The following is an 11,010-nucleotide window of genomic DNA, read 5'->3' on the forward strand; positions in this document are numbered from 1 at the left end:
CTCACCGCCGCACCTGCAGCACCGCGGAGTCGACCTTCGGCGGCGGGACGAACGCGTGCCGGGGGAGTCGCAGCCCGGCATCGAGGCGGTAGCGGCGGGCATGCCGGCCGCGGGGCGGCTGCCCGACCAGCCGACGTACGGCGGCCCGTTGCAGCACGAGGTCGGCCGAGCGCACCCGGTCGCTCGAGAGCAAGGTGCGCACGAGTGCCGTCGACAGCCCGTACGGCGGGCTCGCGACGACCCGGAAGGGTCGCGCGGGCAGCCGGAGGTCGCGCAGGTCCGCCTCGACCACGGTCACGTCGTCGTCCTCGAACCGTCGGCGCAGCGCAGTGGCCCGCCCGGGGTGCAGCTCGATCGCCAGCACCCGCGCCCCGGCGCGGACGAGTGGGGCGGTGAGCGCACCGTCACCGGCGCCGAGGTCGAGCACGAGGTCGCCGGGGCGCACCGGCGCCGCGGCCACGACCCGGCGAGCCCAGTCAGGCCGGAGCGGGTGCCATCCCCACGTCCGGCGTGACGTCCCGCCGGCGGACACGGCGCGCCATCACGTTGAACATGCGCGGCAGCCTAGGAAGGGGGCGAGCAGCTGTCACCCGGTTTTCGGGCACCCGGGGTCGAGGAGCTCCTCGAGGCGGCGCAGCGTCTCCGCCACCGGCTCGTCGCGCACGAGCAACCGGTGCGCCTGATCGCGCAGGGATGCGTAGGCCTGGAAGTGGGACTGGATCCTGCGCAGCAGCTGCTCCCCGCCGTGCTCCTCGATCACGGCGTCGAGGTCGTGACGGATGCCATGGGCGGTGTCCCCGGCTCGAGCGCTCCGCCGGGCGAGCAGCAGCTCGGGGTCGCAGGTCAGCAGCACCTCGACGACGTCGGCCCCATGGTCGCGGGCCGCGCGCTCGTAGGGCTCGATCTCCCCCGGTGCGGTGGCGAGCTGGCAGAGCACGACGTCGGAGCTGCCGGTGAGGTGGGTGCTGACGAGCGAGACCGCCAGCGCGCGGGCGGTCGGGATGAGGGCGAAGAACCGCTCGCGCCACCCGCCGATGCTGGTGAGCAGCAGGTCGGGGTCGACGAGCAGGCTGCCGTCGTGGGCCTCCACCCAGGCGCGGCCCAGCGTGGACTTCCCGCTCCCGGGCAGGCCGTTGAGGTGGATCAGTCGTGGCATCGCGTCCTCACGTCCGCCGGTGGGACGCCACCGTACGTCCGGCAGCGTCGTGCTCCTGCGCCCGACAGGGCGGCATCAGCAGGGCAGAGGATGCTGCTCAACCCTGCGGGGAGTGCTGACGCGTCAGCTTGTCGAGGTCGCGCTTGCAGAACCCGTGGTGCGCCCACTCCTCGTCGAGCACCGTGCCGAGGCACTTCCGCACCGTCCGCCCCGTCGCGTACGGGGGCCATCGGTCGTCGTCGGGAACCGGCGCGGTCTGCGTGAGCTGGTCGGCCGTGACCTCGGCCAGCCAGGCCTCGATCTCCGAAGCCTGCCGGCTCCGTACGGCGAGCACCTCGTCGAGGCTCGGTCGGGCGGACCGGTCGAGCCCGTCCTCCTTCCGGTCCATGACGTCCGGCGGCCCCAGTCCCATGGCAGTGAACGGCTCGGTGAGCCCGAGCACGCAGCGTCGGAACCAGGTGTCGTGCACGAAGACGAGGTGACGCAGGGTCTCGACCATCGACCACTCGCCGTCGACGCCGCGATGCTCGCTGTTCTCGGGCATGGAGCGGACTCGCTCGGTGGTCGTCGCCCAGTCGTCCCGCAGCTGGCGCCAGGCCTCTCGCAGGTCGGCCGGTCGATCGGAGCGGATCAGCAGCCGTACCGGGTGACGGCGGTCGAGCTCCGCCTCGACGTACGGCATCACCTCGACCCCGTTGACCACGAGACTGGTCACCAGGCCGTCGATCTCGGCGTCCTGCATGACCACGCCGACCATCCGCGCTCGGCTCAGGTCGCACTCGCGGAACTCTGCGCCGGTGAGGTCCTCGTCGTCGAAGCGTCGCATGCCGTCAGGCTAGGCCGCACCGCCGACACGGCAACCGTGGAGCGTTCGAGCACGTGGCTAACGCACGACGACCAGCGGGCCCTCGTCCGGCGTCGGCGGCTCGAAGTGGTCGAAGTGCCGGGCGACGAGCTCCTCGGGGAGCACGTAGTCGTCGGCGTGGCCGCCGCGCCTGGTCCGCATCCGAGCGAGGACCGTGGCGCGGTCGGTCGCGAGGTAGACGGTCTCGGGGACGACGCCCGTCGGGACGAGCAGGGCGCGGTAGTCCTCGCGCATCTGCCGCGACCAGAACGAGAAGTCGAGGACGACGTCGGTGCCGGCGGCGACGAGCTCCAGCAACCTGGCGCGCAGGTCGGCCTCGATCTCGGCGCGGGTCTCCGGCGGCAGCGTCGCCGTCGCGATGCCGCGACGCCACATCTCCAGGTCGAAGGAGAGCCGGACCATGCCTCCGGCCTCCAGCCGGCGGGCGTACGTCGACTTCCCCGACCCCGACGGACCGCACATGAACACGACACGACTCATCGGCGCCGCTCGTTCCCCCGCTTGTAGTTGCCGGTAGCCCGGGCGAGGAGCTGCTGGGCACGCGCGTCGTCGCACCCCGCGAGCTGGGCAGCCAGGCGCTCCCCGGCCCTCCCGCCCACGGTGACCACGGCCCGTCCGCCGCGCGAGACGAGCACCGTCCCGCCCTTCGTCACCTGCCAGTCGAACGGGTCGGCTGCCAGGGCGTCGTCCCCGGTGGGCCGGCCGCTCACGGCTGCGCCTGGCCGCGCGCGATGCCGAGGGTCGCGAGCAGGTCCTCGTGCAGCTGGAACCAGACGGTGTGGCACGAGTCGACCTCGAGCGCGTCGACCCAGCGCCGGTCGCCCCGCTCGACCTCGGCCAGGGCGGCGGCGAACCTCGTGCCGTAGCCGTCGAGGCGGTCGAGGGTGTCGGCGAGGACGGCGGCCAGGGGGCGCAGCCGGATCCCCAGCTCGTCGAGGGACCCGAGGGTGCGCCGGTCCCAGCGCAGGTCCTGGTGGTCGTTCGCCGCCAGCGGGTCCCCGGCCGCCGGCCGGGTCTGCCAGTCGGTCACGGCTCGCAGCAGGCAGCCGTTGAGCTCGAGGAAGTCGAGGTAGGTGCGGTGCACGAGGTCGCGACGACCGGTGGCGTCGAGCTCGGCCGCGAGCAGCCGCTCGCCCTCTGCTTTCCCGCGCGGGGTGAGCGACCAGCCGGCGGCGTCGCCGAACGAGCTCCACTCGACCCATCCCCGGGCCCGGGCGTCCTCCAGGGCCTCCGCGGTGTCGTGCGCGTCGAGCCCGAAGCGGGCGGCCACCCGTTCGGTGGGCGCGAAGCCGAGCAGCCGGACCGCGTGCAGGACCAGCAGCCCGGGGTCCGAGGCCGTCACGCGGGCGTCAGCGGCCGTGACCGTACGTCGGCGGCTGCCGTGCCGCCCCACACGGCCGTCCGCCGCCGACGGTAGGGCCCACCGAGCAGCCGCAGCATCACGAAGCGCGGGACTGCCGGCACCTGTGCCTTCACGACCGCTGCGTGCTCGTCGCCCAGGTTGTCGAGCATCCAGTGCCCCTGGAAGGCGAGCACGGGTGGCGCCTTGCCCTCGGTGTTGCTCTTCTCGAAGGCAGCCCACTCGGCCTCGCCCATGCTCTGCGGGACGAGCGGCGCGAGCTCCTGCTCCTCGTGCGCCAGGTGTGGGTCGAGCACGGTCCGCAGCGCCGGGAGGGCGGTCCGGATCGCGTCGACCGCGCCGGCGTCCCCCGAGGCGGCCCGGCGGCCGGCGTCGGTGAGGGCGCCCATCGCGTCGGCGATCGCCTGGTGCTCGGTGTCCATCTGGTCGAGCAGCTCCCGCGCGGCGGGGTTGTTGGCCCGCATCGCCGGGAACAGCCGGGTGTCCTCGGTCGTGTGGTGGTCGTGCAGCAGGTCCATCATCCAGACCAGGTGCGTGCCCAGCTGCGTGAGGCGCTCGGGCTCGAGCTCGCTCGGCCGGTCGACCAGCAGCGCGGTCCGGTCGAGGTCGCGGCACAGCGCCGCGTGGATGATGCTGTTCATCCGGGTGTCGACGGTCATGACGTCGAGGGTCGAGCCTGCGAGCCGCCCGAGGCAAGGGGTTTGCCCCGACCGAGCCACTCGTCGGCGAGGATCGCGTAGGTGAAGCCGTCGATCCAGCCGTGCTCGACGTGCCATGAGTCGCGCACCCCTTGCTGCTCGCGCCGCATGCCGAGCTTCTCCATCACGGCCCACGAGGCGACGTTGTCGGCGAAGCAGCCGGCGGTCACGCGCAGCAGCCCGAGGTCGCGGAACGCGAGGTCCAGCAGCGAGGCCGCGACCGCCGTGGCGATGCCGCGGCCGGCGTACGCCGGGTCGACGAGGTAGCCGAGCAGCCCCTCGCAGCCGTCGCCGGGGGAGCCGGGCTCGGTCTGCGCCATCCCGTCGTGGACCTCGAGCGACCCGGTCGCGACCGCCCGTCCGTCGAGCACGGCCACCACGGCGTGGTCCCGGGGATCGTCGACGGACGCCAGCCAGGCCGTGCGGAAGGCGGTCGGGTCGACGGTCGTCCGGATCAGCCAGCGGGTCACGGCGGGGTCGTTGCGCCACCGGAGGACCTCGTCGACGAGCTCAGGGGTCGGGAGCGTGAGGGTCAGCCCGCCGGCCGCTCGAGGCCAGGTCAGGTGGGGGAGGGTCACGGCCGGGAACGCTAGACGGGAGGGCTCGCCTGGCGCCACCGGATTCACGGAGGGTCGCGTTGCCAGACGCTCTCGACGTCATGTATCTTGACATCAAGACAAATCACGTGCGTGGGTGGGTAAGGCATGCCTCACTTCCACCCGCGACCGGCCCGGCGGCAAGATGGGCCACGGACGACGTGAGCACCCCGATCGAGGAGACGACGGATGGCCAGTCAGGACAGCTTCGGCGCCAAGAGCACGCTCAGCGTGGGCGACCAGGACTACGAGATCTTCCGGCTCGACGCCGTCGAGGGAGACGGGCTCGACGTGAAGAGCCTGCCCTTCAGCCTCAAGGTGCTCCTCGAGAACCTGCTGCGCACCGAGGACGGTGCCGACATCACGGCCGAGGACATCAAGGCGCTCGCCGGCTGGGACGCCGACGCCGACCCCGACAAGGAGATCCAGTTCACGCCGGCCCGCGTGATCATGCAGGACTTCACCGGCGTGCCCTGCGTGGTCGACCTGGCCACCATGCGCGAGGCGATGGCCGACCTCGGCGGCGACGCGTCGAAGATCAACCCGCTCGCCCCGGCCGAGATGGTCATCGACCACTCCGTCATCGCCGACGTCTTCGGCTCGGCCGACGCCTTCGAGCGCAACGTCGAGATCGAGTACGAGCGCAACCGTGAGCGCTACCAGTTCCTCCGCTGGGGCCAGGGCGCCTTCGACGACTTCAAGGTCGTCCCGCCCGGCACCGGCATCGTCCACCAGGTCAACATCGAGCACCTCGCCCGCACCGTGTTCACCCGTGAGGTGGACGGGGTGCTCCAGGCGTACCCCGACACCTGCGTCGGCACCGACTCCCACACCACGATGGTCAACGGCATCGGCGTCGTCGGCTGGGGCGTGGGCGGCATCGAGGCCGAGGCCGCGATGCTCGGCCAGCCGGTCAGCATGCTGATCCCGCGGGTCGTGGGCTTCAAGCTGTCCGGCGAGCTCCCGGAGGGCTCGACCGCGACCGACCTCGTGCTGACGATCACCGAGATGCTGCGCAAGCACGGCGTGGTCGGGAAGTTCGTCGAGTTCTACGGTGACGGCGTCGGCGCGCTCCCGCTCGCCAACCGCGCCACGATCGGCAACATGAGTCCCGAGTTCGGCTCCACCATCGCGGTCTTCCCGATCGACGAGGAGACCATCAAGTACCTCGAGCTCACCGGCCGGCCGCAGGAGCAGCTCGACCTGGTCGAGGCGTACGCCAGGGAGCAGGGCCTCTGGCACGACACCGACGCCGAGGGCTACGTCGAGCCCCGCTACTCCGAGCAGCTGGAGCTCGACCTGGCGACGGTCGTGCCGTCGCTGGCCGGCCCCAAGCGCCCGCAGGACCGGGTCGAGGTCACCAAGGCGGCGGCGGAGTTCGACAAGGCGCTCGCCGACTACACCGACGACAAGGCCGCGACCGCGACCCTGAGCCTGGACGGCCAGGAGCTCGAGATCGGCCACGGCGCGGTCACGATCGCGGCGATCACCTCCTGCACCAACACCTCCAACCCGAGCGTGATGATCGGGGCGGCGCTGCTCGCCAAGAACGCCGTCGACAAGGGCCTCACGCGCAAGCCGTGGGTGAAGACCACGCTCGCGCCGGGCTCGAAGGTGGTCAGCGACTACTACGAGCGCGCCGGCCTGACGCCGTACCTCGACAAGCTCGGCTTCAACCTCGTCGGCTACGGCTGCACCACCTGCATCGGCAACTCGGGCCCGCTCATCCCCGAGGTCAGCCAGGCCGTCAACGACGCCGACCTCGCGGTCACCAGCGTGCTCTCCGGCAACCGCAACTTCGAGGGCCGGATCAACCCGGACGTGAAGATGAACTACCTCGCGTCGCCGCCGCTCGTGGTCGCCTACGCGCTGGCGGGCTCGATGACGGTGGACCTGTTCAACGACCCGCTGGGCCAGGACCACGACGGCAACGACGTCTTCCTCAAGGACCTCTGGCCCTCGCCTGCCGAGATCGAGCGGGTCATCGGCGAGGCGATCAACTCCGACATGTTCGGGTCGTCCTACGAGGACGTCTTCGCCGGTGACGAGCGGTGGCGCTCGCTGTCCACCCCCGAGGGCGACACCTTCGCCTGGGACCCCGACTCGACGTACGTCCGCAAGGCGCCCTACTTCGACGGCATGCCCGACCAGCCCGAGCCGGTCGCCGACATCTCCGGTGCGCGGGTGCTGCTCAAGCTGGGCGACTCGGTCACCACCGACCACATCAGCCCGGCCGGCGCCATCAAGAAGGACAGCCCCGCGGGTCGCTACCTGCAGGAGCACGGGGTCGAGCAGCGGGACTTCAACTCCTACGGGTCGCGCCGCGGCAACCACGAGATCATGATCCGCGGCACCTTCGCCAACATCCGGCTGCGCAACCAGCTGGCCCCCGGCACCGAGGGCGGCGTCACGCGCGACTTCACGCGCGACGGTGAGGAGACGACGGTCTTCGAGGCCAGCGAGCGGTACATCGACGCCGGCATCCCGCTGGTCGTGCTCGCCGGCAAGGAGTACGGCTCGGGCTCCTCGCGCGACTGGGCCGCGAAGGGCACGGCGCTGCTCGGCGTCAAGGCGGTGATCGCTGAGTCCTACGAGCGCATCCACCGCTCGAACCTGATCGGGATGGGCGTGCTGCCGCTGCAGTTCCCGGAGGGCGAGACCGCGGAGAGCCTGGGCCTCACCGGCGAGGAGGAGTTCTCCTTCACCGGTGTCACCGAGCTCAACGAGGGCCGGACGCCGCGCACCGTGAAGGTGACCGCGGGTGACGTCGAGTTCGACGCCGTGGTCCGGATCGACACCCCCGGCGAGGCGAACTACTACCGCAACGGCGGCATCATGCCGTACGTCCTGCGCAACCTGCTGCGCGGCTGAGGCCGGGTGCTGCTCGGGGTCGAGGCCTGGGTCGTCGTGGTCCTGGCGGTGGCGCTGTTCGTCGGCGCCCTCGTCCAGGGCACCGTCGGTCTGGGCCTCGGCCTCGTGGCAGCACCGGTCGCGAGCCTGCTCGAGCCCCAGCTCGTCCCGGAGATGATGCTCTGGCTGGCGATGCTGATGGCCTCCCAGACCATGCTCACCGAGCACCGCGGGACCGACTGGCGTGGCCTCGGCTGGGCGCTGCCCTCCCGCGTGGTGGGGACCGTCGTCGGCGTCTGGGTGGTCGCGGTCGCCTCCGACCGGCTGATCGGGATCGCGGTCGGCGTGATGGTGCTCACGAGTGTCCTGCTCACGGTGCGGACCGTGACGCTGCCGGTCAACCGGCTGACGCTGCCCGTCGCCGGGCTGGTGTCCGGGGTGACCGGGACGGCCACCTCGATCGGCGGCCCACCGCTGGCGATCCTCTACCAGCACCACCGGCCGGTGGTGCTGCGGCCGACGCTGGCGGCGTACTTCGCGATCGGTGCGGCCCTCAGCCTGGTCGGGCTGGGCCTGGCGGGCCAGCTCCGGGTGGACGTCTTCCTGCTGGCCGCCCTGCTCTCGCCCGTGCTCCTGCTGGGCATCGTGGCGTCCGTGCCGGTCCGCCGCCTGCTGCCCCGTGAGCTGGTGCGGACCGGCGTCCTCACCGTGTGTGCGACCTCGGCCCTCGTGCTGCTCGCCGTCTCGGTCTTCTGAGGGCTGCGCGGAATATCCGCGGAGCCTCCGATACCCCTACCGTGGACCTCATGTCCGACGAGGTGCGCGAGCAAGAGCAGGGGGTCACCTTCGGTGACCTCGGGCTGGATCCCCGAGTCCTCGAGGCGGTGCGCGAGGTCGGCTACGAGACCCCGTCGCCGATCCAGGCGGCGACCATCCCGACGCTCCTCGAGGGGCGCGACCTCGTCGGCCTGGCCCAGACCGGCACCGGCAAGACCGCCGCGTTCGCGCTGCCGATCCTCTCGCGCCTCGACCTCAAGCAGAAGACGCCCCAGGCGCTCGTGCTGGCGCCCACCCGTGAGCTCGCGCTCCAGGTCTGCGAAGCCTTCGAGCGGTACGCCGCCCACGTCCCCGGCATCCACGTGCTGCCGGTCTACGGCGGCCAGGGCTACGGCGTCCAGCTCAGCGCGCTGCGCCGCGGCGTCCACGTCGTCGTGGGCACCCCCGGGCGGATCATGGACCACCTCGACAAGGGCACGCTCGACCTGAGCGAGCTGCGGTTCCTGGTGCTCGACGAGGCCGACGAGATGCTCAACATGGGCTTCGCCGAGGACGTCGAGACGATCCTCGCCGACACGCCGACCGACAAGAACGTCGCGCTGTTCTCGGCCACGATGCCGGCGCAGATCAGGCGGATCTCGAAGAAGTACCTGAACGACCCGGCCGAGATCACGGTCAAGAACAAGACCGCGACCGCCACCAACATCACCCAGCGCTACCTCACGGTGTCCTACCCCCAGAAGGTCGACGCCCTCACCCGGATCCTCGAGGTCGAGAACTTCGAGGGGATGATCGTCTTCGTCCGGACCAAGAACGAGACCGAGACGCTCGCGGAGAAGCTCCGCGCCCGCGGCTTCTCGGCCGCCGCCATCAACGGCGACGTCGTGCAGGCCCAGCGCGAACGGACCATCGGCCAGCTCAAGGACGCCAAGCTCGACATCCTGGTCGCCACCGACGTGGCCGCGCGCGGGCTCGACGTCGAGCGGATCAGCCACGTCGTCAACTACGACATCCCGACCGACCCCGAGTCCTACGTGCACCGGATCGGCCGGACCGGCCGCGCCGGGCGCAGCGGCGACGCGATCTCCTTCGTCACGCCCCGCGAGCGCTACCTGCTGAAGTCGATCGAGAAGACCACCCGTCAGCCGCTGACCCAGATGCAGCTGCCGACCGTCGACGACGTCAACGTCACCAGGCTGGCCCGCTTCGACGACGCCATCACCGAGGCGCTCTCCGCCACCGAGCGGGTCTCGTTCTTCCGCGACGTCGTGTCGCACTACATCCGTGAGCACGACGTCCCCGAGGTCGACGTGGCCGCGGCGCTCGCGGTCGTGCTCCAGGGCGACACGCCCCTGCTGCTGGACCCCGAGCCCGTACGCCCGCCCCGGCGCGAGCGCGCCGACCAGCCGGGCCGTGGCGACCGCCCCGAGCGGGGTGGGAAGCGCCCGCCGAGGCACGGGGACGGACCGCCGATGGCGACCTACCGGATCGCGGTCGGCAAGCGCCACAAGGTGGAGCCGCGCCAGATCGTCGGCGCGCTCGCCAACGAGGGCGGCCTGAGCCGACGCGACTTCGGCAACATCTCGATCCGCCCCGACTTCTCGCTCGTCGAGCTCCCCGCCGAGCTGCCCCCGGGCACCGAGGAGGCGCTCGCGTCGACGCGGATCTCCGGCAAGCTCATCGGCCTGCGCAAGGACGCCGGGCCGCGGCAGAGCCGCCCCAAGCAGGGCAAGCCGCCCCGCGACTAGCCCGGCAGGCAAGACGTCCGGGGTGCGTCCGGTCTGCCATCGGCCAGCACCGTAGTCCGAAGGCGGGGGCATCGGAGGCGAGGAGTTGATTCTGGCGCCTGAGGTCACGTCTCGGGGTCGCCCAACACTTCGTTCGCCCTGACGGTGCGGGAAGTCCGGGAGTATCCTTCGGGAAGTGGCGGACCGGGTTGAAGGGGGGTCCGTGTGCTGAGTCCTCGCATCGGTATCTTCGTCTGCCATCGCCGCAACGATTCGCGGGCGGAGGCGAGGGCCTTGGTCGCGGACCTGCGGCCAGTAGTCGGCAGTGTCTTCCTCGACGTGGACGACATCGGTTACGGAGCCAGCATTCCTCAGGCCATTGCCCACGCAATGAGTCAGAGTGCCCTTCTGGTTGCGCTCATCGGGCGAAACTGGCTGGAAGTCGATGAGTACGGGCAGAGCCGCCTGAACGATCCCGACGACTTCATCAACCTGGAGATCCGGACTGCGCTCTTTTCGGGTGTTCGCGTGCTGCCGGTCCTAGTGGATGGTGCGTCAATGCCACCGAGGCACGCTGTCCCGCAGACTCTGTGGCCCGTGCTGGAGTTGAGGGCGATGCCTCTTCGGCATGACGACCACGCCCACGACACGCGGCAGATCACAGCCTTCGCAAGCTGGGCCTTCAACGACGCGGGGCTTGGATTTCTGAACGCCAATGTTGGGTCCAAGAACTTCGCCCGCGGTCAACGGGTGCGACTGAGGGCTACGGACGCAAGGCTCTCTGCGGATATCACGGGTTCGACAGGGGTTGTGGTGGGGAAGCAGGTCGGCACGGTCGTTGGCGTGACCCCGCCGCGTGTCCTAGTCAGGTTCGACGGCCAGAAGTGGACGCGCGCGTTTGCGGGCAAGTCCACTTTGGTGGTGAAGGTAGACCTAGCGCCGTTCGATGCCTGGGTGCCGGCCAGTTGGCTGGCCTGACTA

Annotated in this window: 12 protein-coding genes; 4 read left to right on the plus strand and 8 right to left on the minus strand. The window is 71.2% G+C overall.

The annotated features are described in order from the left end of the window. Window position 1: 1 nt before the first annotated feature. The 8 genes from EXE57_RS00825 to EXE57_RS00860 form a co-directional block, all read right to left on the minus strand. On the minus strand, window positions 2-532 hold the full coding sequence (locus EXE57_RS00825; protein ID WP_135073111.1) for an rRNA adenine N-6-methyltransferase family protein: 531 nt from the start codon (window positions 530-532) through the stop codon (window positions 2-4). Window positions 533-586: 54 nt separating this feature from the next. Next, on the minus strand, window positions 587-1,156 hold the full coding sequence (locus EXE57_RS00830) for a P-loop nucleotide/nucleoside kinase family protein (RefSeq protein ID WP_135073112.1): 570 nt from the start codon (window positions 1,154-1,156) through the stop codon (window positions 587-589). Between the two features lie 97 nt (window positions 1,157-1,253). Beyond that, the gene (locus EXE57_RS00835) at window positions 1,254-1,982 is read right to left on the minus strand and encodes a DinB family protein (RefSeq protein ID WP_135073113.1); all 729 of its coding nucleotides are present in this window, start codon (window positions 1,980-1,982) and stop codon (window positions 1,254-1,256) included. Between the two features lie 57 nt (window positions 1,983-2,039). Beyond that, the gene (locus EXE57_RS00840) at window positions 2,040-2,501 is read right to left on the minus strand and encodes a P-loop nucleotide/nucleoside kinase family protein (RefSeq protein WP_208542926.1); all 462 of its coding nucleotides are present in this window, start codon (window positions 2,499-2,501) and stop codon (window positions 2,040-2,042) included. Beyond that, complete coding sequence (locus EXE57_RS00845; protein ID WP_208543127.1) at window positions 2,498-2,731, minus strand: hypothetical protein; 234 nt, start codon at window positions 2,729-2,731, stop codon at window positions 2,498-2,500. Before EXE57_RS00845 ends, EXE57_RS00840 begins: the two co-directional genes overlap by 4 nt. Further along, a complete protein-coding gene (locus EXE57_RS00850) occupies window positions 2,728-3,363 on the minus strand; it encodes a transcriptional regulator (RefSeq protein WP_135073115.1) in 636 nt (211 codons plus the stop codon). The genes EXE57_RS00845 and EXE57_RS00850 overlap by 4 nt, the downstream gene beginning before the upstream one ends. Next, the gene (locus tag EXE57_RS00855; RefSeq protein ID WP_167305773.1) at window positions 3,360-4,040 is read right to left on the minus strand and encodes a hemerythrin domain-containing protein; all 681 of its coding nucleotides are present in this window, start codon (window positions 4,038-4,040) and stop codon (window positions 3,360-3,362) included. The genes EXE57_RS00850 and EXE57_RS00855 overlap by 4 nt, the downstream gene beginning before the upstream one ends. Then, on the minus strand, window positions 4,037-4,657 hold the full coding sequence (locus tag EXE57_RS00860; RefSeq protein ID WP_135073119.1) for a GNAT family N-acetyltransferase: 621 nt from the start codon (window positions 4,655-4,657) through the stop codon (window positions 4,037-4,039). Before EXE57_RS00860 ends, EXE57_RS00855 begins: the two co-directional genes overlap by 4 nt. A gap of 207 nt (window positions 4,658-4,864) precedes the next feature. Between EXE57_RS00860 and acnA the strand changes: the two genes are divergently transcribed. The 4 genes from acnA to EXE57_RS00880 all read left to right on the plus strand — a co-directional run bounded on the left by acnA (window position 4,865) and on the right by EXE57_RS00880 (window position 11,007). After that, window positions 4,865-7,546 carry an aconitate hydratase AcnA gene (gene acnA, locus EXE57_RS00865; protein ID WP_135073121.1) on the plus strand — a complete coding sequence of 894 codons (2,682 nt, stop codon included), beginning with the start codon at window positions 4,865-4,867 and terminating at the stop codon, window positions 7,544-7,546. Window positions 7,547-7,552: 6 nt separating this feature from the next. Next, the gene (locus EXE57_RS00870) at window positions 7,553-8,281 is read left to right on the plus strand and encodes a sulfite exporter TauE/SafE family protein (RefSeq protein WP_244246932.1); all 729 of its coding nucleotides are present in this window, start codon (window positions 7,553-7,555) and stop codon (window positions 8,279-8,281) included. Between the two features lie 50 nt (window positions 8,282-8,331). Then, window positions 8,332-10,050 (plus strand): DEAD/DEAH box helicase, encoded by a 1,719-nt coding sequence (locus EXE57_RS00875; protein WP_135073123.1) that lies wholly within the window; start codon window positions 8,332-8,334, stop codon window positions 10,048-10,050. A 273-nt stretch (window positions 10,051-10,323) separates the two neighbouring features. Next, the gene (locus EXE57_RS00880; protein ID WP_244246933.1) at window positions 10,324-11,007 is read left to right on the plus strand and encodes a toll/interleukin-1 receptor domain-containing protein; all 684 of its coding nucleotides are present in this window, start codon (window positions 10,324-10,326) and stop codon (window positions 11,005-11,007) included. Window positions 11,008-11,010: the final 3 nt, after the last annotated feature.

This window comes from Nocardioides euryhalodurans (genome assembly GCF_004564375.1).
GTDB lineage: Bacteria > Actinomycetota > Actinomycetes > Propionibacteriales > Nocardioidaceae > Nocardioides > Nocardioides euryhalodurans.

What these genes read in the sequence shown, in the direction of transcription:
- acnA (WP_135073121.1), top strand. Translation starts at nt 4,865, where the DNA reads ATGGCCAGTCAGGACAGCTTCGGCGCCAAGAGCACGCTCAGCGTGGGC.
- EXE57_RS00835 (WP_135073113.1), bottom strand. Translation starts at nt 1,982, where the DNA reads ATGCGACGCTTCGACGACGAGGACCTCACCGGCGCAGAGTTCCGCGAG.
- EXE57_RS00855 (WP_167305773.1), bottom strand. Translation starts at nt 4,040, where the DNA reads ATGACCGTCGACACCCGGATGAACAGCATCATCCACGCGGCGCTGTGC.
- EXE57_RS00830 (WP_135073112.1), bottom strand. Translation starts at nt 1,156, where the DNA reads ATGCCACGACTGATCCACCTCAACGGCCTGCCCGGGAGCGGGAAGTCC.
- EXE57_RS00840 (WP_208542926.1), bottom strand. Translation starts at nt 2,501, where the DNA reads ATGAGTCGTGTCGTGTTCATGTGCGGTCCGTCGGGGTCGGGGAAGTCG.
- EXE57_RS00875 (WP_135073123.1), top strand. Translation starts at nt 8,332, where the DNA reads ATGTCCGACGAGGTGCGCGAGCAAGAGCAGGGGGTCACCTTCGGTGAC.